Source organism: Streptomyces sp. NBC_01384, assembly GCF_045040035.1.
GTDB lineage: Bacteria > Actinomycetota > Actinomycetes > Streptomycetales > Streptomycetaceae > Streptomyces.
Genome location: NZ_CP109559.1, coordinates 9,900,393 through 9,926,002 on the forward strand (window position 1 = coordinate 9,900,393; position 25,610 = coordinate 9,926,002).

Annotated in this window: 23 protein-coding genes and 3 pseudogenes; 7 read left to right on the forward strand and 19 right to left on the reverse strand. The window is 70.5% G+C overall.

Annotated features, from left to right (window positions below; translation table 11 throughout):
- Window positions 1-36: 36 nt before the first annotated feature.
- From OG747_RS45505 to OG747_RS45545, 9 genes and pseudogenes are all read right to left on the reverse strand, one after another.
- Complete coding sequence (locus OG747_RS45505; RefSeq protein ID WP_405885236.1) at window positions 37-1,272, reverse strand: CaiB/BaiF CoA transferase family protein; 1,236 nt, start codon at window positions 1,270-1,272, stop codon at window positions 37-39.
- A complete protein-coding gene (locus OG747_RS45510) occupies window positions 1,262-2,815 on the reverse strand; it encodes a FadD3 family acyl-CoA ligase (protein ID WP_405885237.1) in 1,554 nt (517 codons plus the stop codon). The genes OG747_RS45505 and OG747_RS45510 overlap by 11 nt, the downstream gene beginning before the upstream one ends.
- A 184-nt stretch (window positions 2,816-2,999) precedes the next feature.
- Window positions 3,000-4,154, reverse strand: a complete 1,155-nt coding sequence (locus OG747_RS45515; protein ID WP_405885238.1) for an acyl-CoA dehydrogenase family protein — start codon at window positions 4,152-4,154, stop codon at window positions 3,000-3,002.
- A gap of 91 nt (window positions 4,155-4,245) precedes the next feature.
- A complete protein-coding gene (locus tag OG747_RS45520) occupies window positions 4,246-5,247 on the reverse strand; it encodes an acyl-CoA dehydrogenase family protein (RefSeq protein ID WP_405885239.1) in 1,002 nt (333 codons plus the stop codon).
- Between the two features lie 2 nt (window positions 5,248-5,249).
- Window positions 5,250-6,050, reverse strand: coding sequence for an enoyl-CoA hydratase/isomerase family protein (locus OG747_RS45525; protein WP_405885240.1), 801 nt, complete (start codon window positions 6,048-6,050; stop codon window positions 5,250-5,252).
- A 105-nt stretch (window positions 6,051-6,155) separates the two neighbouring features.
- A complete protein-coding gene (locus tag OG747_RS45530) occupies window positions 6,156-6,914 on the reverse strand; it encodes a FadR/GntR family transcriptional regulator (RefSeq protein ID WP_405885241.1) in 759 nt (252 codons plus the stop codon).
- Window positions 6,915-7,004: 90 nt separating this feature from the next.
- A pseudogene (locus OG747_RS45535) lies at window positions 7,005-7,771 on the reverse strand (SDR family NAD(P)-dependent oxidoreductase).
- A complete protein-coding gene (locus tag OG747_RS45540; protein WP_405885242.1) occupies window positions 7,771-8,937 on the reverse strand; it encodes an acyl-CoA dehydrogenase family protein in 1,167 nt (388 codons plus the stop codon). Before OG747_RS45540 ends, OG747_RS45535 begins: the two are co-directional and overlap by 1 nt.
- A 183-nt stretch (window positions 8,938-9,120) precedes the next feature.
- A complete protein-coding gene (locus OG747_RS45545) occupies window positions 9,121-9,663 on the reverse strand; it encodes a hypothetical protein (protein ID WP_405885243.1) in 543 nt (180 codons plus the stop codon).
- Window positions 9,664-9,803: 140 nt separating this feature from the next.
- On the opposite strand from OG747_RS45545, the gene OG747_RS45550 reads away from it, so the two are divergent.
- Window positions 9,804-10,394, forward strand: a complete 591-nt coding sequence (locus OG747_RS45550) for a YbhB/YbcL family Raf kinase inhibitor-like protein (RefSeq protein WP_405885244.1) — start codon at window positions 9,804-9,806, stop codon at window positions 10,392-10,394.
- Between the two features lie 264 nt (window positions 10,395-10,658).
- Window positions 10,659-11,309, forward strand: coding sequence for a DUF4360 domain-containing protein (locus tag OG747_RS45555; protein ID WP_405885245.1), 651 nt, complete (start codon window positions 10,659-10,661; stop codon window positions 11,307-11,309).
- Between the two features lie 64 nt (window positions 11,310-11,373).
- On the opposite strand, the gene OG747_RS45560 is transcribed toward OG747_RS45555, so the two are convergent.
- Window positions 11,374-11,580, reverse strand: a complete 207-nt coding sequence (locus tag OG747_RS45560; RefSeq protein ID WP_405885246.1) for a hypothetical protein — start codon at window positions 11,578-11,580, stop codon at window positions 11,374-11,376.
- A 222-nt stretch (window positions 11,581-11,802) separates the two neighbouring features.
- Between OG747_RS45560 and OG747_RS45565 the strand changes: the two genes are divergently transcribed.
- A complete protein-coding gene (locus tag OG747_RS45565; protein ID WP_405885247.1) occupies window positions 11,803-12,039 on the forward strand; it encodes a chaplin in 237 nt (78 codons plus the stop codon).
- A 54-nt stretch (window positions 12,040-12,093) separates the two neighbouring features.
- On the opposite strand, the pseudogene OG747_RS45570 reads toward OG747_RS45565, so the two are convergent.
- Window positions 12,094-12,363 (reverse strand): annotated as a pseudogene (locus OG747_RS45570) (MlrC C-terminal domain-containing protein); the annotation flags it as partial.
- On the opposite strand from OG747_RS45570, the pseudogene OG747_RS45575 reads away from it, so the two are divergent.
- The 4 genes and pseudogenes from OG747_RS45575 to OG747_RS45590 all read left to right on the forward strand — a co-directional run.
- Window positions 12,363-12,734 (forward strand): annotated as a pseudogene (locus tag OG747_RS45575) (ROK family protein); the annotation flags it as partial. The pseudogenes OG747_RS45570 and OG747_RS45575 sit on opposite strands and share 1 nt — an antisense overlap.
- Window positions 12,735-12,878: 144 nt before the next feature.
- Complete coding sequence (locus OG747_RS45580; RefSeq protein ID WP_405885248.1) at window positions 12,879-13,757, forward strand: hypothetical protein; 879 nt, start codon at window positions 12,879-12,881, stop codon at window positions 13,755-13,757.
- Window positions 13,758-13,865: 108 nt separating this feature from the next.
- On the forward strand, window positions 13,866-14,117 hold the full coding sequence (locus OG747_RS45585; RefSeq protein WP_405885249.1) for a hypothetical protein: 252 nt from the start codon (window positions 13,866-13,868) through the stop codon (window positions 14,115-14,117).
- Between the two features lie 11 nt (window positions 14,118-14,128).
- Window positions 14,129-15,334, forward strand: a complete 1,206-nt coding sequence (locus OG747_RS45590; RefSeq protein ID WP_405885250.1) for an SPFH domain-containing protein — start codon at window positions 14,129-14,131, stop codon at window positions 15,332-15,334.
- 496 nt (window positions 15,335-15,830) lie between these two features.
- On the opposite strand, the gene OG747_RS45595 is transcribed toward OG747_RS45590, so the two are convergent.
- Genes OG747_RS45595 through OG747_RS45630 form a run of 8 tightly spaced genes read right to left on the reverse strand, consistent with a single transcriptional unit; the run spans window position 15,831 to window position 24,033 of the window.
- On the reverse strand, window positions 15,831-17,375 hold the full coding sequence (locus tag OG747_RS45595) for an NADase-type glycan-binding domain-containing protein (protein ID WP_405885251.1): 1,545 nt from the start codon (window positions 17,373-17,375) through the stop codon (window positions 15,831-15,833).
- On the reverse strand, window positions 17,372-17,929 hold the full coding sequence (locus OG747_RS45600) for a phage tail protein (RefSeq protein WP_405885252.1): 558 nt from the start codon (window positions 17,927-17,929) through the stop codon (window positions 17,372-17,374). Before OG747_RS45600 ends, OG747_RS45595 begins: the two co-directional genes overlap by 4 nt.
- A complete protein-coding gene (locus OG747_RS45605; RefSeq protein WP_405885253.1) occupies window positions 17,926-19,884 on the reverse strand; it encodes a putative baseplate assembly protein in 1,959 nt (652 codons plus the stop codon). The genes OG747_RS45600 and OG747_RS45605 overlap by 4 nt, the downstream gene beginning before the upstream one ends.
- Window positions 19,884-20,324 carry a GPW/gp25 family protein gene (locus tag OG747_RS45610; protein ID WP_405885254.1) on the reverse strand — a complete coding sequence of 147 codons (441 nt, stop codon included), beginning with the start codon at window positions 20,322-20,324 and terminating at the stop codon, window positions 19,884-19,886. Before OG747_RS45610 ends, OG747_RS45605 begins: the two co-directional genes overlap by 1 nt.
- Window positions 20,325-20,364: 40 nt before the next feature.
- Window positions 20,365-22,281, reverse strand: coding sequence for a VgrG-related protein (locus OG747_RS45615; protein WP_405885255.1), 1,917 nt, complete (start codon window positions 22,279-22,281; stop codon window positions 20,365-20,367).
- Window positions 22,281-23,009 carry a peptidase M23 gene (locus tag OG747_RS45620; protein ID WP_405885256.1) on the reverse strand — a complete coding sequence of 243 codons (729 nt, stop codon included), beginning with the start codon at window positions 23,007-23,009 and terminating at the stop codon, window positions 22,281-22,283. The genes OG747_RS45615 and OG747_RS45620 overlap by 1 nt, the downstream gene beginning before the upstream one ends.
- A gap of 15 nt (window positions 23,010-23,024) precedes the next feature.
- The gene (locus OG747_RS45625; RefSeq protein WP_054235291.1) at window positions 23,025-23,450 is read right to left on the reverse strand and encodes a phage tail protein; all 426 of its coding nucleotides are present in this window, start codon (window positions 23,448-23,450) and stop codon (window positions 23,025-23,027) included.
- 43 nt (window positions 23,451-23,493) lie between these two features.
- Window positions 23,494-24,033 carry an extensin gene (locus OG747_RS45630; RefSeq protein WP_405885257.1) on the reverse strand — a complete coding sequence of 180 codons (540 nt, stop codon included), beginning with the start codon at window positions 24,031-24,033 and terminating at the stop codon, window positions 23,494-23,496.
- Between the last annotated feature and the right edge of the window lie 1,577 nt (window positions 24,034-25,610).

The window sequence follows — 25,610 nt, forward strand, 5'->3', positions numbered from 1 at the left end:
CCGACAGCAGCACGGGCTCCTCGCCCGCGGCAGCGCTCACAGCGGCTCTCCTTCGGTACTGATGCCCAGCTCGGCGAGGACGGCCGCGGTGTGTTCGCCGAGGGCGGGGATCGCCCCCATCGGCTGCTCGTAGCCGGAGATGACCGGGGGCGGCAGCAGCGCCGGTACCGGACCGCCCGGCGTGTCGATCTCGCGCCAGCGGTCGCGGGCCGTCAGATGCGGGTGCGCGACGACGTCGCTCGGGGTGTTGTAACGCGAGTTCCCGATTCCCGCGGCATCCGCACGGTCCTGGACGTACGCCAGATCATGACGTGCGCACCAGGCGTCGATCTCCGCGTCCAGGACCCCACTGTGCGCGACCCGGCCGGAGTTGGTCCCAAAGCGCTCGTCGTCAGCCAGATCGGGGCGGCCGAGCAGCTCGCGGGCGAGGCGCTGCCATTCGCGGTCGTTGGTGGTGCCGAGGACGACGGTGTGGCCGTCGGCCGTGGGGTAGGCCCCGTACGGCGCGACCGCGGGCGAGCCCATGCCCTTCGGCTCCTGATCCACGCCCGTGTGCTGGGTGTAGGTCAGCGAATAGCCCATCAACTCCGTCATGGTGTCGAAGAGGCTGACCGCGGCGGAGGTGGGCCCCTGGACCCGGCCGCGCTCCTTCCCGCAGAGCAACGCCATGATCGACAGCGCGGCGTACAGGCCGGTGCTCACGTCGGCCATCGGCGGGCCCGCCTTGGCCGGCGCACCCGGTCGGCCCGTGGTCGCACACGCCCCCGACTCCGCCTGGACCAGCAGGTCGTAGGCGCGTTTGTGGGAGAGCGGACCACCGGGCCCGTACCCGTCGATCTCCACCGCGATCAGCTCGGGATGGCTCACGGCCAGGTCGGCGGGTGAGATGCCGAGCTTCGCGGTCGCCCCGGGGGCGAGGTTGGAGACCAGTACGTCGGCGCGGTCGAGCAGCCGGTGCAGTACCGCCATCCCGGCCGCGGACTTGAGGTCCAGGGCCACCGATTCCTTGCCCCGATTGAGCCACACGAAGTGCGCCGCCAGACCGCCCACCACGTCGTCGTAGTGGCGGGCGAAGTCGCCACCCCGCGGGTTCTCCACCTTGATCACCCGCGCGCCGAAGTCGCCGAGCGTGCGGGTGCACATGGGCGCCGACACCGCCTGCTCCAGGGTCACCACGGTGATTCCCGTCAGGGGCCCGGCCGGGCCTTCCCCCGACGGCTCCGCATCCTCCGTGTGATCAGTTCCCCGCTCAATTCGCCGCTCAGTTCCCACTCGGCTCGCTCCAATCGCGCCGCAGCCCGTCCTTGAGCACCTTCTGGCCGGCGTTCCGGGGAAGTCCGTCGACGAACCGGACGTGCCGCGGGACCTTGAAGTTGGCCATGTTCTCGCGCGCCCACGCGACGACGTCGGCCTCGGTGAGACGGTGGCCCGGTTTCACGACGAGGAAGGCACAGCCGACCTCACCGAGACGGTCGTCGGGAACTCCGATGACGGCGGCCTGATCGATGGCCTCGTTCCCGAGCAGCAACTTCTCGATCTCGGCCGGATAGGCGTTGAATCCACCGACGATGTAGAGGTCTTTCTTGCGGTCGACGATGGAGAGATTTCCCGACTCGTCGAGGCGCCCCACATCACCGGTGTGCAGCCAACCATCGGTGTCGATGGTCGCGGCGGTGGCTTCCGGGTCGGCCCAGTACCCGGGCGTGACGTTGTAGCCGCGCACCAGGACTTCGCCGTCCTGACCGGTGGGCACGGCCCGGCCCTGATCGTCGACGATGCTCACCTCGACGTCCGGGATGGTCCGCCCCGTGGTGCGCGCGACCGTCTCCTCCGAGTCCCCGATCCGGGTGGTCGTCACCAACGCCGTCGACTCCGTCAGCCCGTACGCGCTCATGACGATGTCGAAGGACAATTCCGTCTTCATGGCGCGGATCAGCGATTCCGGAACGGTGGTGCCGCCCGTCATGGAAACCCGTAGCGAGGACAGGTCGAAGGCGGCACGGTCCGGGTGGTTGATCAGGTCCTGGAAGATGGTGGGAGGCCCCAGCAGAATACTGACGCGCTCCTTGCTGATGATGTCCAACGCCCGCCCCGCGTCGAAAGTGCGCATGGGAATGACCGTCACGCCGTGCATCAGCGAGGCGAGCCACCCCGCCTTGTATCCGAAGCAGTGGAAGAACGGTGGGATGATCAGAAAGCTGTCGGAATGCGTGAAGGTGTATTCCTCGGACATCCAGCCGTAGGCGCGCAGGGACTGTCCGTGCGTCAGGACGACGCCCTTCGGATGGCCGGTGGTGCCGGATGTGAACATCACGTCGGAGATGTCGTCCGGAGTCAGCCGGTCGATCAAGTCGTGGGCCGTGGAGGGGGATTCGGCGTCTCCCGCGCGCAGGAAGTCGTCCCACGCGAGGTCCGCCGCACCCTGCGGGCCAAGAATCGACACGGTCCTGGCCAGCGCCGGCAATTCCGGATCGGCGCTCTTCAACTCGGCTATGTAGTCATTGCCCAGGAAGGACGAGGCGAAGACGGCCTTCGCCTCGGACTTACGCAGAATGTACGAGATCTCCTGTGCCTTGAACCTCGTATTGAGCGGCACCACAATGCCCCCGGCGCCCTGGATGCCGAGCGCGGCGACGATCCACTCGGCCGAGTTCGGAGCGCACAGACCGACCCGATCACCCGGCTCGATCCCCAGCGCGACGGCGGCCCGCACGGCGCGGACCATCTGCTGCTCCAGCTCACGGAAGCTCCACCGGCGGGTGTCGTCGACGAGGGCCGGCGCGTCCGCGAATTGCTTGGCGGCAACTCTGATCACGTGGGGAATGCTCACGTATTCGAGGTCGTATCGCACGGGTGATCTCCCATCGGACATGAAATCCCGCTGATCCAGGGCCAGAGCCAGGGCCAGGGCCAGGGCCTCTCCGGCGGATCAGGCCGGAGACGCGGGGGTGCTTATAAGGCACTGTTGCTTCCCTCCGACCTGATCAGCCGGACAAGTCCTAGGTGCCGGACGGCAGACCCAGGACCCGTTTCGCGATGATGTTGCGCTGGATCTGCGATGTTCCGCCGTACACGGACGCGGCTCTGGAGTAGAGGTAGTCCCCGAAGAGTTCACTCTCCCCTTCTCGTTCCTCTTCGTGGAGTTGTTCTTCGGGGAAGACCTTGAGCGCCGTCTCGTAGAGCCGCTGCTCGGTCCTCGTCATCAGGAGCTTGTCGATGGACGACTCCGGCCCGGCGACCTGCCCGCTCAGCCGCTCGGCGGTGCGGCGCCGGGCATGCGCCACCAGAACCTCGTAATCCACGAAACAGCGCCCGATCTCGGACAGCAGCCCGTCCGAGAGGTCCCCCCGGCGGTCCCGAGCGGTGCGGCGCAGGCGCTCGACGAGCAGCCCGTACTTCGAGATATGGCCGGTGTCGAGGGCGTTGCGCTCGTACGACACCGTCGTCATGGCCAGCGGCCAGCCGTCGCCCTCGGCACCGATGCGCTCGGACCTGGCGATGCGTACGTCGTCGAGGAACAGCTCGCAGAACTCGTCGTCGCCGCCCGCCGCCCTGAGCGGGCGTACCGTCACTCCCGGCCGGTCCAGCGGCAGGGCGAACGCCGAGATCGACTTGTGCGCGGGCGCCGACCGGTCGGTCCGGGCCAGCAGCAGGCACAGACCGGAGTACTGCGCGTAGCTGGTCCACAGCTTCTGGCCGCGTACGGTGTAGTGGTCCTCGTGCGGGGTCGCGACCGTGCTCATCCCGGCGAGGTCCGATCCGGCTCCCGGCTCACTGAAGCCCTGGCACCAGACGTCGTCACCGGCGAGCATGCGCGGCAGCCAGCGCAGCCGCTGCTCCTCGGAGCCGAACTCGAGGAGGGCGTGCGCGAGATAGCCGATGCGGGGGACTCCGGGGGCGTGGCAGGCCCCGAGTTCGTCGCTGATCGCGACCTGGTGCAGCGCGCTCAGGCCCCGGCCGCCGTACTGGACGGGGACGTCGAGGCCGACCCAGCCGCCGGAGTACAACTGGCGGTGCCACCGGTGGAGGAAGACCGGGACCGGCTCGTCCGGGAGGCGTTCGGGGAGTGGGTGGGCGGCCAGCCAGGCACGGAACCGCCGGCGGAGCTGGTCGAGGTCAGCCGGGTCACCGAAGTCCAGAGGGGTGTCGGTCATCGCGTCCCTTCCGGTCAGGCCGTCCGGTCTGCAGTCGGTTCGGTCATCAGGTCGGTCGTCAGGTCGGTCGTCAGGCCGGTCGTCAGGCCGGTCATCGGGTCGGTTCCGGTTCCGGGCACGGCTCCGCCAGCGTCGTCAGCAGATCGGACGTCGTCGCCAGGGCCATGGCGCCCAGGCGGACCTTGCGGAGATACAGATGCGCGATGTGCTCCCAGGTCTGGGCGATGCCCCCGAAGACCTGCATGCCGGTGTAGACCGCGTCGAGGGCCGACGTACCGGCCTCGGCCTTCGCGACGCGCGCCGCCGTCAGGGCCCGCGCGGGCGGCTCGTTGTCGAGACACCACGCTGCATACCTGGTGGCACTGATGCAGGCCTCCACGAGGACCGTCGCATCCGCGAGGAGATGCTGTACGGCCTGGAACGAGCCGATCTCCCGTCCGTACTGCCGGCGTTCCCGGGCGTACTCGACGCTCTGCCGGACGAACGAACCGGCCGCGCCGACGAGTTCACTGCTCACCATGACGAGCGCGTAGGCCTGCCAGTGCCGGTACCGCTCCGGATCGATCCGGCCGACGGCCTTCGGCGTGGAGTCGGGCGGCACCGCACGGATACCGCGCAGCAGGTCGACGCCCGGTACGGCCGCGCCGAGTTCGACACTGGTCACCGTCCCGTCGGGCGTGACGCACAGCGCGCTGTCCGCGCCCTCGCAGTCCCAGGCAAGGAGATCGGACGGGCGGGAGGAGGCCGGGAAGCGTAGATCGGGGGCGAGCGCGATCGTCGGTGTCGCGCCATGGCCGGGGCCCGGTGGTTTGTCCTGATCGAGGAGTCGCAGCAGCTCCGGGGCGAGCAGTACCGTGCCGACCAAGGAGGTGGTGAGGGGCTGCCTGCCGTGCTCCTCGGCGAGCAGCGCGCACTCCTGCACGCCGGCGGCCGGCGGTGACGACCGTCGTAGTTCGGCGAGGCCCAGTTCGCCGAGTGCCGCCTGTGCGGAGGTGCGCGTGGACGGCTTCACCTCGTCGGCCGAGCCCATCCGGAACCGCGCGGCGAACGTGCGGAACATGTCCCGTACGAGCAGGAACTCCTCGGCCTCCACCGTCAGTCCTCCTTGGCCTCGGTCGGCCGTCGCCGGGCGCGGGACGCCAGGTTCTCGAGGATCTCGATGTGGTCCGGGCTGGTCATGGTCGCCCGTTCGGCCATCAGCGCCGCCTCCATGCCGCCGCGCGACACCTGCTCCACCACCACGGCGAGCGCCATCTTGGTGGCACGCAGCGCCTCGACCGGCTGGGCCGCCAGCCGACGGGCCAGCGCGAGGGCCTCCTTCTGCAGGTCCTCGGGGGGCACGGTGCGGTTCGCCAAGCCCAGTTCGACCGCCGTGGCGGCGGGAATACGGTCTCCGGTGAAGAGGAACTCCTTCACGCGGAGCAGGCTGGTGAGCAGGGGCCACAGGGTCACACCGCCGTCGCCCGCGACCAGGCCGACCGAGACATGGGGATCCGCGAGGTACGCGTCCTCAGCCATCAGGACCAGGTCGCAGCCCAGCGCCAGGCTGCAACCCAGCCCGACCGCGGGGCCGTTCACCGCCGCCACGATGGGCAGCGGGAAGCGGATCATCGCGGTCTGGATGGTCCGGTCGAGGCGGATCGAGCGCTCGCGGAGCTCCGGATCGCTGTGGTGGCGCCGCAGATGGTCGAAGTCACCGCCCGCGCTGAACGCACGGCCCGCGCCGGTGAGGACCACGGCCCGGGCGTCGGGATCCTCCGCGAGCTCGCTCCAGACCTCGGCCAGCCGACGGTGGAGCTCCTCGGACACACCGTTCAGCCGCTCGGGCCTGTTCAGCGTGACGATGCGGACGTCGCCGTCCGCTTCGACGGTGATGACGGAGCTGACCTCGCCCATGGGGACCCCATCTCCAGTGCCTCAGTCGCCCCAACATCAGATGATATTAAAGGTCAGACCGAATGGCGTCAACGATCCTGAGGGTCCGCCTTGAGGCCGCGAGACTCAGTCTTCCGTCGGCCCGGACAACTCCACCTGGTCACGCCGGTCGACCTGCGCAGCCGCGTCGGCGAATCCGCACACATGGCGTGCCATGCGCCGCATCGCCGCCGGTCCGTCCTGGTCGCGGATGGCCTCGGTGATCTTCGCGTGCGCGCGGGCGGTGATCGCGCGGATCTCCGCGTCCATGAACTGTTCGAGATCGGTGGCGGCGTAGATCGACTGCGAGAGCGCGCTCATGAACCCGATCAGGAGTTCGTTGTCGCTGGCCCTCGCCACCGCGCTGTGCCAGTCGATGTTCGCCCGCAGGAAGCGCGGGATGTCGTCCCCGGCGTCGACGAGATCCCGCTGGGCGGCGTCCAGTTCGGCGAGATCGCGGTCGGTGCGGCGGGCCGCCGCCAGTGCGGCACAGGTGGGCTCGATGGCCTCGCGCGTCTCGTGCAGCGCCTCCAGCCGGATCCGCTGCCCCCGGATGACCAACTGCACCGTGCTGGCGAGTGATTCGCGGCCCGGCCGGTGTACGAAGGCGCCGCCCCCGCGGCCCGGCCGGATCTGGAGCAGTTTCTCGACTTCGAGAATCCGCAGCGCTTCCCGCACCGTGGCGCGGCTCAGCCCCGTCTGCTCGACCAGTTGACGCTCGGGCGGCAGGGCCATGCCTTCCGTGAACTCGCCGGAGAGGATGCGCTCACGTACCTCCGACGCCAGGACGTCCGATGCCTTCGGAACCGTCAGGGCGTCGAAGCGCGGGTGAGACCTACCGGGCATGTACGCACTCCTGGGACCGATGCCACTGCTTTGGTTGAACCATTCAGCATAGTACGGATGCTCAGGGGCGCCGCGTCTCGCAGCCGTGGCTCACATGACCATGCCGCCGTCCACGGGCAGCACCTGGCCGGTGATGAAGGACGCGGCATCCGAGGCGAGGAAGACGAAACTGCCGGCGATCTCCTCGGGTGCGGCCCAGCGCCCAGCGGAATCCGGGCGAGCATCGCGTCCGCGAACTTCTTGTTGGTGCGGATCGTCTCCGTCATCGGCGTCGCGGCCAGCGGCGCCAGCGCGTTGACCTTGATCTGCTTACGCGCCAGTTCACGGGCGAGGGACTTCGTCAGGCCGATGATGCCCGCCTTGGCCGCGGAGTAGTTCACCTGCCCGAGGGTGCCGACGATGCCGGCCGACGAGGTGACATTGATGATCCGCCCGGTGCCGTCGGTGGGCAGGAACGGTAGCGCGGCCTGCGCGCAGTGGAAGGCCCCCATCAGGTGGATGTCGACGATCCGGCGGAACGCCTCCTCCTGGAGGTTCTCGAACATGTCCGGTGCGACGATTCCGGCGTTGTTGACGAGGATGTGCAGCTTTCCGCCGGTCAGCGCGGCCGCCCGGGCCGCCGCGGCATCGGCGGAGGTCCGGTCCCGTACGTCCAGCACGGCACTGACCGCCGTCTCACCCGTCGCGGAGATCTTCTCGGCGACCGCCGCGGCCGCCGCCCCGTCGACGTCGGTCACGAGGACCGCGGCTCCGGCGTGGGCGAGCGCCTCGGCGACCGCGGAGCCGATGCCGCCCGCGGCTCCGGTGACCAGTGCCGATCGTCCCGTGAGATCGAACAGACCGGTGTTGGCGGCCATCAATAGCTCCTCGGCATTCCCAGAGTGTGCGATCCCAGATAGTTCAGGATCATTTCCTGACTGATCGGCGCGATTTTCATCAGACGGGCCTCGCGGAAATAGCGGGCCACGTTGTATTCCTCGGAGTAGCCCATACCGCCGTGGGTCTGCAACGCCCGGTCGGCGGCGGTGAATCCGGCGTCCGCGCAGAGGTACTTGGCGGTGTTCGCCTCGCGTCCGCAGGGCCGGCCGTTGTCGTAGAGCCAGGTCGCCTTGCGCAGGATCAGCTCGGCCGCGTCCAGCCGGGCGAGCGAGTCCGCGAGCGGGAACTGGATGGCCTGGTTCATGCCGATGGGCCTGCCGAACACCACGCGCTCATTGCCGTAGCTCACGGCTTTCTCCAGCGCCACCCGGCCGATCCCGAGCGCCTCGGCGGCGATCAGCATGCGCTCCGGATTGAGGCCGTCGAGGAGATAGCGGAACCCCTGCCCCTCCTCGCCGACGCGGTCCTCGACCGGGACGCGCAGCTCGTCGATGAAGAGCTCGTTCGAGGTCACGGCGTTGCGGCCCATCTTCGGGATGGGACGGATGTCGACCCTGGCACGGTCCAGATCGGTGAGGAACAGCGTCATCCCGTCGGTCCGCTTGGCGACTTCGTCGACCTTCGTGGTGCGGGTCAGCAGCAGGATCTTCTCGGATTCCACCGCTTTGGAGATCCACACCTTGCGGCCGTTGACCACGTAGTGGTCGCCGTCCCGTCGGGCGAAGGTCGTGATGCTCGTGGTGTCCAGGCCGGCTTCCGGCTCGGTCACTCCGAAACAGACGTGGAGATCGCCGGTCGCGACGCGCGGAAGTGTGCGCCGCTTGAGTTCCTCGGAACCGTGCACCACCACGGGATGCATTCCGAAGATCGACATATGGATCGAGCTCGCGGCATTCATACCGCCACCGGATCGCGCCACTTCCTCGAGCAGCAGTGTGGCCTCGGTGATACCGAGACCGTGACCGCCGTACTCCTCCGGAACGGTGAGCCCCAGCCAGCCGCCGTTCGCGACGGCGGCGTAGAACTCCTCGGGAAACCGGTGCTCCCGGTCCTTCTCCATCCAGTACCGGTCGTCGAAGTCACGCAGGAGTCCGACGACTGCCTTGCGGATGGTCTCCTGATCTTCGGTCAGCTCAAAGTCCACAATTTTGGACCCCTCCGCAGCTTAATATCTGCGAAACATATCAAAGGTCAGACCGTATGTACAGTGAGGCGCCCCCGATCGCATGAAGCCGTAGGGGCCGCGCGCGTCGGGGCGGGCCCGATCGTCGGGGCGCGTCCGGCGGGACACCTCGGCCCGCGGTGTCCCTACCGCTCCACTGCGCTCCTACCGGTCCGCGGCCGGGTTCCCCTCGACCCACTGGATGAGGAGCTGCCGCACGTACGGGTTGCCCTCCTGGGCGGAGTGCGCCAGGCGCTCCGCGCTTGCGCGTGCCGCCCGCCAGGTCACCGGGGTGTCCTCGGCGTACGCGGCGTCGGCGGCGGCCAGTGCGTCGGCCGCCAGGCCCCGGAGGTCCTCGGGCAGGTCGTCGTCCGCCGCGGCCCGGTACGCCTCCAGGCGCAGCGCCGCCAAGTCCTCGGAGGAGGGCGCGGGCGGCGCGGGAGGCTGGGCATAACCGCTGACGGCGATGACCACGCAGAAGGTCGCCACGTCCCGGCGGCTTTCCCGCTGTCCTCGCGCGATGGCGGGCGCGAGCCACGAGGCGGCTTTCCAGTGCGAGACCGACGTGGCCGCGAGGAGGGAGACGGTCAGCGTGGCGACAGAGATCCAGCCACCGAAAAAGTATCCGATCGGGCCGAGCACGAGGAAGCAGACCCCGCTGAGCATCCATATGCGACGGCGGCCGATGCGCAGGTGTCGGGGCTCCATGCCCTTCAGTGTCGCAGGAGCGGGCATGGAGCGGTGGGGCGGCAGGGGATTCGTGGAGCGCGCCGCGGCGGGTCCGGGGAGTGGCGGCCGACGGCCCGGTTGCCGGCCCCGGCCGTCCTCCCGGCGCTAACGTGACGGACATGCGCCGTGGGAACTTGCTGGGAACCGTCGTGACGGCAGCCGTGGTGGCACTCACCGCGGGCTGCGGGGGCGACGGAGGTGCGCCCACCACGTCTGCCGCGTCCGCCACGCTGGCGGCGGTGACGCCGGGGACCTCGAAGACGATCACGGTGACGAGCCCGGCCTTCGCGGACGGCGGGACCGTCCCGCGCCGCTTCACCTGCGACGGCGTGAACCAGTCACCGCCGCTCACCTTCACCGGTGTGCCGGGCGGCGCGGCCGAGTCGGTCGTGCTGGTCGAGGACCTGGACGCGGCGCGCGGCACCTTCGTGCACTGGCTCATGTGGGGCATCGATCCGCACGAGGCGACCCTGAGCGCGGGCGCCGTCCCGAAGGGCGCCGTGCAGGGCCGCAACGGCTTCGGGCAGCGCCGCTACGGCGGCCCCTGCCCGCCCAGCGGCAAGCCCCACCACTACGTGTTCTCGGTGTACGCCGCCGACCGGAGGCTGAACCTCCCCGAGGACGCCACGGTCGACGCCGTGCGGCGCGCCCTGGCCGGACACACCGTGGGATCCGGCACCCTCGTCGGACGTTACGGGCGCACGGGGTGAATGGCCGGAGATCGCCCTGACCAACCGGGGCTGGGATACGTACGATGCGGTCGATCCCGGCCTTCACAGTTCCCTCACAGATTCTTCAGGGGTCGGGATCGCGTGCGCATGGATTTGTCATGTGCATGATTCAACGAACCACGCTTGATCCAACGCACTGGTCTGCGACGGCCCCGCTCGTACGCGTGCGGGGCCGCACCCCCCAATTCACGGCGGCATGCGACCCGTACCGCCGGAAACGCCAACGCAACGGATTGGAGCACCATGGCTGGTGGGCTGCTTCTGGGTGGCGCGATAGCCGCCCTGTTCGCCACCGCACTGCCGGGGCAGAACCCGTCCTCCGGGTTCGTCGACCCGCCCCCGGACAAGATCGTCATCAAGGTCGCCACGGTGAACGGCTCCGGCTGCCCGCAGGGAACCGCCGCCGTCGCGGTCTCCCCGGACAACACGGCCTTCACGGTCACCTACAGCGACTACCTGGCTCAGGTGGGAGCCGGCTCCGACCCCACCGCGTTCCGCAAGAACTGCCAGCTCAACCTGATCGTCCACGTGCCGCAGGGCTTCACGTACGCCATCGCCAGCGCGGACTACCGCGGCTTCGCCGCACTCCAGCCGGGCGCGAACAGCACCGAGAAGGCCTCGTACTACTTCCAGGGCTCGTCGAGCACGGCTGCCATCGCCCATCCCTTCCGCGGCCCGTACAACGACGACTGGCAGGCCACGGACACCACCGACTGGGCCCAACTGGTGTGGGCGCCCTGCGGTGTTCAGCGGAACTTCAACATCAACACCGAGCTGCGCGTGAACGCGGGCACGTCCGCTCCCGGCACCACCAGTTTCATGACCATGGACTCGACGGACGGTGACATCAGCACCGTCTACCACCTGGCCTGGAAGGAGTGCCCCGCCTCCTGACCCACCGCTCCCCGCGCAGACCCTTGACCGGCTCCGCCGCATCGGAGCCGGTCAAGCCGTCACCCTAGGGAAGCAGTCTCTCGATGGCTGCGGGCCCGTCCTCCTTCAGCCTGCGCTCGGCCCAGGCGAGGTTGCGCGGAGTGATGTCGCGACCCGCGGCGAGCACCATGTCCTCGGCGGTTATGGGGCCGTCGGAGCCGGTGTGCAGCAGCGTGTCGGGGGTTGCCTTGTCGTCGGACGGCGCGGGCGAATCGGGTTGGCTTATTGGCATGATCTCTCCCTCTTCCACCTGACCTGTTCTCACGCTACGGGCATTCCGCACACCCCGCGCGACACGCCCCCGTGCGGACCCGGCTCAGGGAGGGGGAAGAGAAGGGGGAGGAGAGGGGGCGGGGGCGCGACCGCCCCGTTCGGGCGTACAGCGATGTCGCTCGTCGGCCGCGGAGGTGATGGTGGAGGGACTCGCACCCCTGCGAACTGAACGGAGCTTGTAATGCGTATTCGTCTGATGGCCGCCGCCGGGCTGGCGAGCGTGGCCCTGCTGGCCACCGCCGGGACCGCTGCCGCCGCCGACCCCAACCCGGTCGGTGTCGCCATGGACAGTCCCGGTTTCCTGTCCGGCAACGTCATCCAGATCCCCGTCGACGTGGGCCTCAACCTCTGCGGCAACTCGATCGACCTGCTGGGTCTGCTGAACCCGGCGGTGGGGAACACCTGCACGAACAGCTGACCGGCCGACCGGCGAGTCGCGGCGGGCAGGGCTTTCCTGCCCGTGGCGACGCCCTTACTCGTCCTCCCCGGTGAGCGGTTCGCTCGACGGCGGGATGATCCGGATACGGCGGTGCCGCAGCCGGACGAGGTGCTGGTCGGCGCCCCCGGGGGTGAGCACGACCCTCCGGCCGGCGGACATGTCGAACGGTTCCGGTTCGAGACAGTCGATCTTGACGACGACGTCGGCGCTCCGCCGGGCGAGCGCCAGGTCGGTGAAGTCGTACTCGTAGTGGTACGGCTTGCGAAGCCCGGTGATGATCATGTACACACTGCCGACCCGTAGCCCTCAGGGTGTCGGCCTTCCTCGGCGAGGAGGTCAATGCCTTTCTGCGCGGCGAGGTGGCCCAGGGAGCCGTCGCGGGCGAGCCCGGTGCGCTCGGGACGACGTTCGCCACCGTGGTCGGCGGCGCGCTGTGGCTGAACGGAGCGTTGTGCGAGGGAGCGCACGGGGCGGGCGAGATCGGCCACCTCCCGGGCTTCGGCGACCTGCCGTGCACCTGCGGTGGCCGCGGCCACCCGGAGGCACTCGCCTCCGGCCGCTCCCTCGCGGCCCGTTACGGCGAGCGCACGGGGCGGCGTCTGACTGTCCGGGGCGTCGCCGAGGCGGTCGGCGACGGCGACCCCGACGCGCTCGCCGTCAGAACTCGGCGTGGTGACAAGGGCGTAGGGGGCTGCGTGGGTAACTACCGTTGTCCGGGAGGTGAGTTGACGACCAAGCCTCCTCCATTGGCCTGTACATGATGGTCGCTGACCGGTCAGACTGTGCGCCGACCACCCCCTCACTGAGGAGCAGACCTCATGCGCATGTCCGCCCGGCAACGTTGTCACACGGCCCTGGCCGGTCTCGTCACGCTCGCCACCGCCGCCGTACTGACCGTCTCCGCCACCGTGCCCGCCGCGGCGGCCGACACCTGGACCGAGGTGGGCTCCGACCGTGCCGACCCGCTGACCGAGAGCCAGGGCCTGACCTCGGTCGAGGTCCCGGCCGGGAGCGCCAACCGCTACACGGGGATCGGCACCATCCCGCTCAGTGTCAGCACCCGCGGCTGGAACCACGTGGGCGACCCGGACGCCTCGTACAACGGCTACTACGTCGAGCCGTACCAGAGCGACTCCGGCAGCGCCAAGATGTTCCGGGTGCAGGCGCCGGACGGTGGCTGGTCGGAGTACGTTCACGCGCTGAGTCCCGGAGAGGCGCTGAACAACTCCTTCGACACGATCACCCCGGACGGCCAGTGGATGGTGTCCGGCGAGTGGGGCACGATGACCCGCCTGCTGGTGTTCCCCACCCCTGGCGTGAACCCGAGCACCTCCCCCTCGGCCAACCTCCCGCAGGCCTCCACCATCAACCTCGACCACGCCGTCCGTGACGTACAGGGCTGCGACTTCGTCACCGCGACCCAGCTGCTGTGCTCGTCCGACGACCCGGCGGGCACCCTCTTCGGCATGACCAAGCCGCTGCTGCAGATCGACCTGTCCGCCGAACCCGGTAGCGCCGATGTCACCGGCCATGTCACCGCCCTGCGCCAGCTCCCGCTGCGCAGCTCCTGCTCGGGCACGTTCGAGGCGGAGGGCATCGACTACGACCGGCGCACCGGCACCCTGCGCGTGATCGTCGTGTCGCCGGGTTTCTGCGTCCTGACGGACAGCAAGACCTACCGGTTCACCAAAAGCTGAGCCCGCGCACCCGGAGCGTGATACAGGCAGCGACAGGAGCGTAGGCGTCCGAGGTGGGTGAGGTCTAAGGTCGGAAGCAGAACCAGAGAGATGGGGAGGCGGCCGACAGTGGTGCAGGACGAGGCCGTGATCGGCTGTACGGGGGAGCTGCTGATCGGCACCCGGGGAACCGCCGGTCCCGGCGAGATCCTCGTGCGGGTCAGAGGCGGATCCGAGACCTTCCTTGCCTGGTCGCAGGAGCCCCTGCCCATGGGGGCGATCGTGCTCGTGGTCGAATCCCGCGGATGTCGTGAGGTCGACGTCATTCGCTGGGTCGATCCGTTGGACGCGTTGGACGGCGACCCCGTCGACGCCGGTTAAGGAGAAACAGGATGTTCGGTTACCGCGTTCCCGCTCCCGACGAGGCGATGCTGATCTCGGGAGGCAGGCGGGGACTGGGGGGCGCGCCGTTCCGAGTGGTGACGGGGCACGGAAAATTCGTGCTCCCCGTCTTCCGCAAGACCCGCTTCCTCACACTGTCGATGTGCGAGGCGGAGGTCACCGAGACCTGTGTCACCAGGCAGGGCATCGCGCTGCACGTCCGCGCCGTGATCGCGTTCAAGGTCGGCAACGACCACGAGAGCATCATCAACGCGGGACAGCGGTTCCTCTCCGACCAGGACCAGATGTCGGTGCTGACCGGGCGGATCTTCGCCGGTCATCTGCGCGCCATCATCGGCTCGATGACCGTCGAGGAGATCGTCACCGAGCGGCAGAAGCTCGCCGCGGAGGTCCTGGACACTTCGAAGGTCGAGATGGCGAAGATCGGCCTGATAGTGGACTCGCTGCAGATCCAGTCGATCGACGACGGCGACGTCGGTTACATCGAGGCCATGTCCGCACCGCACAAGGCGGCCATCCAGCGGCAGGCCCAGATCGCGCAGGCACAGGCCACCCAGGCGTCCGTCGAGGCGGAGCAGGTGGCCGCGCGCAACCAGGCCGAGTACGCCCGGCAGACCGCGGTCGTGAAGGCGGAGTACTCGGCCGAGGTGGACCGCGCGCAGGCGCAGGCCGCCCAGGCCGGACCGCTCGCGCAGGCGCATGCACAGCAGGAGGTGCTCGCCGCCCAGACCGAACTCGCCCAGAAGGCGGCCCAGTTGCGCCAGCAGCAGCTGGTGGCCGAGATCGTCAAGCCCGCCGAGGCCGAGGCCGAGCGGATCAAGGTGCTCGCCATCGCCGAGGCGGAGCGTATGAAGATCCAGGCCGAGGCGGCGGCCTCGCACGACCGCGTGGCACTCGACCGGATGCTGATCGACCAGCTCCCGCTGATCGTGAAGGAGGCCGCGGGTGGTCTCGCCGGGGCCAACGTCAACGTCCTGAACGGCGCGGACGGGCTCGGCGAGATCGCCGCGGGGCTGGTCGCCCAGGGCCTGACGATCCTGGACTCGGTCCGCCAGAACCTCAACGGCCACACCTCGGACGGCCGTCCCGAGAAGGCCGACGGCCCGTTGGAGCTGCAGGGGTACGTGCAATCGCCGCAGAAGGCCGCCGCCGCGAACGAGCCGGGGGACAAGCCGGAAGTCAAGACGGAGGAATAGCCGGAGGAACAGCCGGAGGACGACGTTGGCCGCCGGCTCTCCTGCGAAGTCGACGTACCGTCAGGTGAGCCAGCCGGTCGAACTGTTCCCCGGGGGAAGGGACGGCGGAAGAGACGGAGGAAGGGAACGGGGGCTGGGGACCGAACCGCCTGGAGGTCTTGGGAGCAGGCCGCCCGGCGAAGAGTCCGAGCTGAGGATCCAGTCGAGTTCGCGCTGGATCCTCCGGGCTTCGTTGCGGACCTGCAGTGGTATGTCGCCGCGTTCGGAGATCAGTTGGGCGTAGATCGGTGCTTCGTGCACGGGTGGCGCTTCTCCTCGGGTCTGGTGCCTTGTCTCTACGGTAAGGCCGCGGCGGCTCCGCAGTGGTCATCCTCCCAGTTCGGCCAGAACCGGAAGCACATTGACCAAGGAATGGCACGTTCCCCCGTCCCCCCCTTTAGGCCCCCCGCCCTCTCCCGTTCCTTCCTCTCCTACGCGCCTCTCCTGCGAGCCTTTCCTACGAGCTGTTGGCGTTCGACCGACCGAAGAACTCGATCTCCGCTATGGACACCTGCTTGTCCGCGGAGGCGCCATAGGCCGAGCGGATGATGAAGCGGACCTTGGTGACGTCACCCACGCGGAACTCGCGGCGCTGGCCGCCCGCGCCCTGGTCGAGGGTGAGGAAGCGAGTGCTCGTCCTGCCGTTCGAGGTCGTGATGCGGGCCTCGATGCGGTGCGGCAGCGCGGACTGCGAGAGCTGGTCCGCGTGGGTCGAGACGCCAGGGGTGATGACCAGGTCCAGCAGCCGGGTGGGCTGTTCGAAGCGGGCCTCGAGCCACTCGCCCTCCCCGGACTGCGAAACGCCGGGGCCCCACCAGGTGTTGTTGAGTTTGTCGAAGGCGAGCGCCGCGCCGTGGCCGGGGAAGGAACGGGACGCCTTGACGCTGTCCGGGCCGACCGGGGCCCGCTTGGAGAAGTGGTCCTGCACCGCCTGCACCGCAGTGCCGGTGTTCATCGCGGCGAACACCAGCAGGCCGAGCACCACCGCGCCGACCACCCAGTTCATGACGCGCCCGAAGCCCCGGCGCAGTCGCGGCCGCTCGCCGGCCCACGGCGTCTCACCGTTGCGGGAGTCGAGCAGCCGACGCCACCAGGGCAGCCGTCCGGCGGCCTGCCGCTCGCCGGCCATGGGCAGCGCGCAACGGCCGCAGAAGTGCCGGTCCGGGCGGTTGGGAGTGGCGCACCAGGGACAGGGCACACCTCCGTCCGCGCCGGGCTCCGTGCCCGGGGTGCGCACCCGCGGGCGGTTCGCGACGGGGCGGCCCGGCAGTACGGGCGCCACCGACGGCGCCGCCGCCCGGGGTTCCGGGTCCGCCACCGGCACCAGCAGGGACCTCGCCCGCTCGGCCGCGGAGTCCTGGGCGGCACCGGGGGCGGCGGACGGCAGGGGCTCGGTGGCCGCGGTCTCGTCCGGCCTCGCGGTGCCGCCGTCCCGCACGGGAGCGGCCGAGGCGGAGTCGGTGGGGGCTGAGTCGGTGGGGGCTGAGTCGGATGTGGCGGAGGCCTCCGGGTGGGGACGTGGGGTGTCGGCCATCGTCGGGCTCGGCTCGACCGAGGCACCCCGTACCGGCGTACCGGCGGCCGCTGTGTCCGGGCCGCTGCCCAGGGAACCGGCCGCACGGGTGTCGACGGAGGGGCGCACCGAGCCCGCCCCGTCGGCGATCCCGTCGACACCGCCCTCGGCGCCCACGGTGTCCGCCTCGTGGATGCCGCTCACCGCCGGCTGCCCGCCGACTCCGGACCCCGCGTCGTGCGCCGTACGAGCCGTTCCCGTACCGGAACCCGGTCGCGCGAACGCGTCCCACCCCCGCTCGCCGTCGGCCGATCCGGCGCTTCCCGTCGCCTGGGAGCCTCGGGCGCCCGCCGCCGGAGCCGTGTCCCCGGCCCAGTCGAGCACCGCGCCGCAGGCGTCGCAGAAGGACTGGCCAGGCTCCGCCCGAGTGCCGCACTCGGCGCAGGACGGGGCACGCCCGGGGTCGGTGCCTGGGGTCTGGGTGGTCATTTCTCGGGGATCCTTTCGGCGGCGGTCACCTGGACCGTGTAGGGCATGTGGGCGGGGCGGGCGGCCGCCACGAGGCTCTCCAGCCGGTACTCGTCCGCCGGGGTCGGGTCGGACAGCCGCAGGGTGACGTGGAGCCGGGGGCGGGGGTCGCCGGGGACCGGGCCGAGCGGGCGGGGGTCCCAGGCGGCGGCGCCGCTCTCGGTGATCTCCGGCTCGGCTCCGAAGGCGAGGCGTATCGCTTCGGCCAGGCCGCGTCGGGTGCCTCGTACGCGGTGCAGATACGCGGCGGCGGCGACGGCCGCGCGCAGCCTCGCGTCCGGTTCCGTGCCGTCGACCTCGGCGCCGACCCAGGTGGCCAGCCAGCGGGTGAAGTCGGCGGGTGCGAGCGCCGGGTCGAAGTAGGTGTGCAGACAGTCCAGGGCGAGCAGGATCGGCGCGACCACCTCGTCGAGTCCCGCGACGAAGCGCAGCGCGAGGTCGTCGTCGGCGAAGACCGCGGGGAGCATCGTGCCGATCGGCGCCGAGGACTCCAGGCCGTCGATGGAGCCCCTCATGAACCGTCTCCGATGACGCGGACCCGGTGGTCGAAGGAGAACACCAGGGAGGGGGCGGCCAGGTCGATCCGGTCGGTCGGGTCGCCGCGCTTGCCCGTCAGCGGGTCGGCGGGGTGGAGCTGTACCGCGTCGACGAGTTCGACGCCGGGGACGCGTTGCAGCACCGCGAAGACCTCGCCCGCCTGCACGGGCCGGCCGAACGGCCAGCCATTGCCGTCGGCGCCGCCGGTGAGCGGGTCGAGATGGCGGTACAGCGCGTCGTGCGCCTGACGGCGCACGCGATCGGTGTCGACCCCGCGGAAGGCGTGCACGGTGGCCACCACGGTGACGCCCTGATAGAAGGGCGGCCCGACCGCGAGCCGGGTGCCGATCAGCCGGCGCTCGTCGAGGTGCCGGGTGATGCGCTGCAACAGGGCGTCGCCGGGGACGAGTTGCTCGAAGCGCAGTCGTCCGCCGGGGTCCGGCACGGCCTGCGGGACGACCAGGACCCGGACCGCGTACGCGCCGTGCTCGCCCTCGTCGCCCTCCAGGCAGGTGATGCGGGCGGTCTCGGGGGCGGCACGCCGGGCGAGCTCCTCGTAGTCGCGCAGGGTCACGGCCCGCTCCTGGGCCCGCAGGGTGATCGGTGCCCGCGTCTTCGCCTCCTCGACGGTCTCGCCCTCGACTCCGCCTCGGGCCGCCTCCCGGTTGACGACCTCGGCGACGTACGGCACCGAGCTGCGCAGCACCTGGACGGCACCGCGGGCGACATTGCCGGCCCGGCCGCCGCCGGTGCGGTAGCGGCGGGCGCGGATCACGGCGCCCTTGGACGCCACCGCCCCGTATCGGCGCAGGGTCCCGTCGGGTTCGCGGACGGCGGGTCCGAAGGCGATCTCGCCGGTGGCCGCGTCCAGCGTGATGTGCCGGTCGTCGGGGCCGGACGCGGCGAAGTGCGGGACGACGTCCCAGTTCCTCCAGCCATCGCGCTCGGCCGTCTGCAGCAGCACCGGCGGAGTGTCGCCGACGACGGGGGAGTGGGCGAGCCGCAGCCGCTGCCCGGGCAGACCGGTGGACTCGCCGAGCGCCTCGTCGTACACGGTCTCGGCGTGGAGGGCCGAAGTGGTGCCGCCGAGGGTGAAGGCGTCCGCGGACCGGACGGTCGGTGACGTGGTGTAGAACGGCTGGCCGGACAGCGGTTCGGTGACCCGGCAGCGCAGCCAGCCCGCCTCCTGACCGCCGGTGCGGGAGAGTGTGTGGCCGCCGGGGACGTGCAGGACGACCTCGCCGGGCCGGTTCAGACCGCCGGTGGCGTCCCGGTCGACCTCGCAGGCCGCCCAGCCGTCCTCGGTCCACGCCTCCCAGACCAGTGGCGGCTGGCGCGGGTCGACACCGACACCGTCGACCCGGCTGTCGAGCTCCAGTCCCACCGCGCAGTGCGGTACGGCGGCGGTGAGGCCGAGGAGCATGCAGTCACCGGGGCTCGGGGCCTCCGCGAAGCACATCACGTCCTTGCCCTCGGCGAGGTCCGCGGTCCGGTCCGCGACCGGACTGCCACTCTGCTGGACGACGAGATGACGCAACGAGCAAGGGACGACGGTCAGTTCGCGCTCGGTCGCGAAGACGACGGCCTCCTCGCTCTCGGTGCGCAGGGTGGCCGCCTCGGTGCCGACGGGCAGCACGATGGGCTCCTCGTGCGGCGCGGACAGCCAGAACATGAGGTCCGTACGGGCGGCCGAGGGTGGGAACAGAGTGATGCCGACGAGGTCGAGGAAGGCCAGGTGGTTCTTCTCGGGGACGCGGTTGAGCCGGTAGACGATCTGGTCGGCCATGTGGGCGACCGTTTCCACGAGGGTGACGCCGGGGTCCGACACGTTGTGGTCGGTCCATTCCGGGGCGCGCTGCTGGATGTAGCGCTTGGCGTCGTCGACGAACTGCTGGAAGCGGCGGTCGTCGAGGTTCGGGGAGGGCAGTGCCATCAGCGGTCGCTTTCAAGGGAGGGGCCCGCGCCGGGGGCGTCGGGCTCCTCGTGGGAAGGGATGACGTAGAACGGAAAGACCAGGCTGCGCGGGTTGTTGGTGCCGCGGATCGAATAGCGCACGTCGATGAAGAGCACACCCTGGTCCGCGCCCGCCGTCACCTCGACGTCGTTGACCTCGATGCGCGGCTCCCAGCGGTCCAGGCTGGTGTACACCTCGTGCTGGATGCGCCCCGCCGTCGCCTCGTTGACCGGCGCGAACACCAGGTCGTGGATGGCGCAGCCGAACTCGGGCCGCATCGGCCGCTCGCCCGGCGCGGTGGCCAGCACCAGCCGGATGGCCTCCTCGACCTCCCGCTCCCCGCTGACCAGCGCGATGCCACCGGTGGGACCGATGCGCATGGGGAACGCCCAGCCGGATCCAACGAACTGCTCGGCCATCAGAGGGCCACCCGCCTACTCCTGAAGAACGTCCCGGCCGTCACGGCAGCGGATACGGCTTGTTGTTGACCAGCACCACACCCTGCAAGGCGAGCGTGATGGCCCGAATGCCCACATTCGCGATGGTGTTGACCTGCACGCTGGCGCCGGCGGTGAGCGTCGCGGCGCCCACCGCCTTGAGGCTGAGCGCCCCCATCGCGTCGACGGTGACCGCGCCGCCGAGCGACTTGAGGTTGACCAGCCCGCGGCCCTCGATGTCGAGCGGTCCGCCGCTCTTGATGGTCAGTCTCCGGCGCGCGCTCAGGGTGAGGTCGGTGCCGGCCTCGACCGACACCGACCGGGTGCCCTTGATGGTGACGGACCCCTTGCTGTCCACGGTGATCTCGGTCTTCGTGCGGTCGAGATTGATGATCAGCTTGTCGTTGCCGGAGGCGATCCGCACCCCCTGCTTGCGGGCACCGGTCTGCTGGCTGAGCAGGTCCACCCGGTTGCCCTTCCGGTCGGACAGGGTGTGCCGGATCGCCTGCTTCTTCAGCCCGTCGTGCAGCGGTACGTCACTGACCACGGTCGGTTTGTCCTTGCCGTTGTAGAGGCCGCCGATGACGAACGGGTGGTCCAGAGCGCCGCGGTCGAAGGCCACCAGCACCTCGTCGTTGACGTCGTAGGGGAACACCCCGCCGCCGCCCTTCCCGCCGAGCTGCACGGTCCGCGTCCAGTCGCTCTCGTACGCGTCGTCCAGCCAGGGGAACTGGAGCTTGACCCGGCCCTGCTTCAGCGGGTCCTGCACATTCGTCACCAGGGCGTTGGCCACGCTCGGCAGCTTCGGCGCGGTGGCCGTGCCCCCGCCGGACGTGAGGCCGTACAGGGAGCGCCACTGCCGGCCGCTGACGGTGATCCAGGTCTGGTAGTGCTCGTCGTAGCCGAAGACGTGCCGCACGGACGTCACGCTGTACTTGCCCTCGAACGGCTTGCCCACGTCGGTCAGCGTGACCGGAACGCCGGGACGCAGCTTGGGGTTGCCGAACACCATGACCTCCAGCTCGGCGAAGGAGGAGGTCACGTCGTCGGCGAGGGCCTTGGCGGCGACCTTCACCTCGGCCAGGCGGTCGTAGGGTGTGTCGGTCTCGACCAGCTTGGCGGTCTTGAACTTCTTCGCCGTCTTCTGCGGGGTGGTGCCGATGGCGAAGCCGTCGTTGGACGTGGCGGGCGACGTGGCGGTGAGCTTCTTCTTCGTCGTGACGTTCCAGCCGCGCGCCTCGGTCTTGGCGACCTGGTCGGCGGAGGTCACCGCGGCCCGGCAGCGCAGCACGTCGACGCCGCCCTGCAGCACGAAGGGGCTCTTGTCGCCGGGGGTGCTGGTCGGCGGTGCGGTGGAGGCCGGGTCGGCCTTGGCGAACTGGAACTTCCCCTCGGAGTCCAGCGACATGACCACGTCGTTCTCGTCGGCGAGCCGGGCGAGGAAGTCCCAGTCGGTCACGTTGGCCTGGCTGATGAACTCGTAGACCGTCGTGGTGGGCTTGATGCCGCCCTTCCCCTTGCCGATCGGAATGCCGTTCATCGTGGCCAGCTTCTTCGCGATGTCCGCGGCCGTCTGGTTGCGGTACGCGGCCACCCTGCGCTGGCGCATCAGACGGTGGCCCATGTCGTAGCCGCGGATGACGGTGAAGGTGCCGGTGCCGTCGTAGTCGGTCTCCATGCCGGTCACCTCGCCGGTCAGCAGCGGGGAGGCCGCGCCCTGGCCGTCCGCGACCGGCGCGAGCGTCACCGGGGTGCCGCACTGGATGCCGAGTTCGCCGAGCACCAGCCGGTCCGGGTCGCGGAAGGTCAGCCGGAACGCCGCCGGCACCCCCGCCCCGAGGTCGACCCAGCAGCCGACGAGGTCGGAGGCGATCTTCTCCGGGACCGGACTGCCGTCCACGGTCACGTGGACGACGTTGGAGTACGAAGGCTGGACCATCAGAAACCCACCTCTTCGGCGGCGGGCAGCACGAGCTCGATGCCGTTCGACAGCCGGTTCGGGTCGTCGATGCCGTTCGCCTCGGCGATCGCCCGCCAGGCCGCCGCGTCCCCGTACTCCCGCCACGCCAGCGACTGCAGCGAGTCGCCCGCGACGACCCGGTGCACACGCCGCGCGGTGAGCGCGCCCGACGTCGGGTTCTGCCCCTTGGTCTTGCTGGGGATCTCGTGCAGATGCACCTGACAGGTGGCGCGGATCGGCACGCCCGTCGTGCCGAACAGGGAGTAACTGGCGTCCACCGAGCTGACGTACGCCGTGAACCGCGCGGTCGAGAACGACCCCCACTGGAACACCACCCACGGAGTGGACGGCTGCTTCGCCGCGATGCTCTTCGTCGTCACCTCGCAGCAGGAGAACAGCGCCTCGACCTTCTTCAGCACCGAATTGCTGGTCGGGTCGTCGGACGAATCGAGGAAGATCTCGACGGTCATCTCGCGGGGCTCGGGCCCCATGAACTCGGGGAGGGAGCCGTCCCGCACGGCCGCGGTCGGGGTGGTCTTCCACCGGGCGCGCCGGCTCAGCGAGAGCGTCGAGGGGTTGAAGTCGAAGTTGAACGTCTTGATCAACCCGCCCGGAGTGGTGCTGCGACCGATGGGCGGCTCGTGAATGGCCAGCGTGGCCCTCACAAGACTCTTGCCCGCGCCGCCCTTTCCTGACTTGCCTGCCATGTTCTTCGCCGTTCCCTAGTCCGTGAACCCGTGGTGGGTGATTTCCAGCACCTCCGTGGCCACGGCCGGGCTGGCCGGGTCCAGGGAGGGCCCCTGCCAACTGACCGGGAGCACGTCGAGCAGACCCCAGCGGGCCACCTCCGAGCCGTCCGCGCGCAGCGCCGCGATCTGCGCCGTCGGCCGCTTGACCCCTGTGGTCACGGAGGACACCCAGGCCGCGACCTTCGCGGTGTCCGGTGTCAGGGGGCGGGTCAGCCGGATGTTGGAGAAGGTCACGCGGGACGGAAGCTGCCACACGAACCCGTTGTTGCCGCCCTCCTGGCGCTGCTCGATCTCCACCTGCGACGAGAGTCCTTCACACCCGTTGAAGTAACCGAGGCTCTCGCCGTCGATGGTCAGGGTGAAGAAGATGGTGGAGCCCGGGTCTCGATCGGTGGCCATCGGAGATCGGCCTTTCTTGGGGTGTCGTACGGGGTGGTGGAGGTCAGCGACGGGGATCGCGCAACTTGCCGATCCGCTCCCGCTCGAGGCGGAGTTCGGTCCGCAGCAAGCGGGTGATCGGCCCGGCCAACTTGTGTGTCAGCTCGTCGATCTGACCCTGGGTCAGGGACCGGGGATCGAAATCGACGGCGGTGTATGTGGGCGGGGCCTCTTCGCGCTCGGCGTGCGAGGGCAGTGGCCGACGGGGCGGCTCGGTCGCGGAGTACGGGGGCGGGGGGCCGCTCGGAGGCGGCGGCGGTGGCGTCGGCGGAGGTGAGGCGGGTGAGTACGCGGGAGGGGACATCGGGTTGACGTCCCGCTGCACCGAGGGGAGGGCTGGGGGCACGACGGGGGTGGCGGGTGCGGTGACGGCGGTGGTGGGTGCGGGAAGTACGGGAGGGACGGCGGAGGAGCGCTGTACCGGCAGGGCTACGGGTGGGGCGGCGGGGGTTGCGTTGAGGGGGACGGCCGCACGGGGGGTGGGGCTCGCGGAAGTCGTCGGCGGCGCTGGGGGTGTTGGCTGCGCTGGGGCCGTCGACTTCATGTGCTGAATCGGTGGCGTCGGTTGCGTTGGTCCCGCCGGGTCTGTCGGGTCAGTCGGAAGGGGGAGCCCGTCCGACGGGCGAGGCATGGGCGTGCTCGGCGTGGAGGAACGCTGTACGACGGGGGTGGCGCTGTGCGTCGTCGGGGGTGTGAGACCGGGGGAAACGCCTTCGGCGGGCAGCGGGTGCGCAGGGGTATGGCGAGCCGTCGAGCGCTGAACGGCGGGTGTGTCGGGTGCCTGCCGCGGCGGAGCGGGCTCGGAGGTGACGTGTTGGACGACGGGGGCACCGAGGCCGAGACGTCGTGGGGTCGTGGCGTCGGGGCGAGGAGCGCGGTGCTGCTTCGCGGACACCTGGGGTTGGGGTGCGGGTGACGAGGTCTCGGGCTGCCGAACTGCCGAGCGCTGCACGAGGGGCCCGGCGACGTTCGTACGGGCGATGCCGGGATGCTCTGGAGCTGGAGATGGAGCAGAAGCCGGAACAGATGCGCGAGGGGCGAGCGGTCCCGTGGGACCGGTGGGTGTTGCCGGTGACGCACTCGCACGGGGCAGCGGTGTCGAGGAAGTCGGGGGAGTCGAGGAGGCAACGCGCTGAACTGCAGGGGAAGTTGTCGTCGTCGGTGAGTTCGGCGTCGACGGGTTCGTAGGGCCTACGGAGGCCGGGCTGCGTCGCGCCGATGGGCCGCTTGCACGGGTGCCGGGTTGGGCAAGGGGGACGGTGGCAAGGCGCCGGAGGACCGGAGCACCGGCGCCGGGAGCCTCGGGGCCGCGCGCTGCCGGACCGCCGTGGGTACCGGCGACGGGCCCGCCGACCGACGGTTGCGACACTGCCCGCTGCACCACGGCACCGGTGCCACCGGGCAACCCAGGCGACCTGGTCGACGAAGGTGCCGTTCCCGGTGCCTCAGGCGATCGGCGTATCGGACGGGCTACCAGACCGCCGCCAGGCCCGGGACGGGCCCCGGCTGCCGAGGAACGCTGTACGGCCGGGGCCGGGGCCGGGGCCGCGGTCGAGGTCGTTCCGGCTATGGCCCCACCGGGGGCGAAGGACGTGCCCCCTGTTGGGCCGGCTGCTCCTGCCGGCCCGGGCCCGTCGGCCCGCCGCGCCGACGGGCCACTCACAGAGCCACCGCCGGAGCCGCCGGAACGGGACCCGCTCCGGCCGTTGTCGGCTGTTGTGGCGCGCCGCAGCGGTACGGCCGCGGGAGCGGTACGGCGCTGCACGGCGGCGGCAGGAGGCGTGGAGGGCAGCAGCGAGGTCAGTGCGCGTGCGGGAGCGAGCGGGCGCACCGGTGGACGCGGCGACGGCGGGGAGGTGAGAGCGACCGGCTCCGCGCCACCGTCCTGCCGGGGGACGACGGGCCCACTGCCCGCCGGACTCTGCGCCGTTCCCTCCACCGCACTCGTACGTTTCTGAGCGCGAGGTTCCGCTACGACGGCCCGCTGTACGACAGGGCTGCCCGCCGTGGCCGTACCTGCCGCGGAGGAACCTGCCGGAGCCGGAGCCGGAGCCGGAGCCGGAGCCGGGGTCGGAGCCGGGGTCGATACCGCACGCTGAACAGGCAGGTCTCCGGACGGGA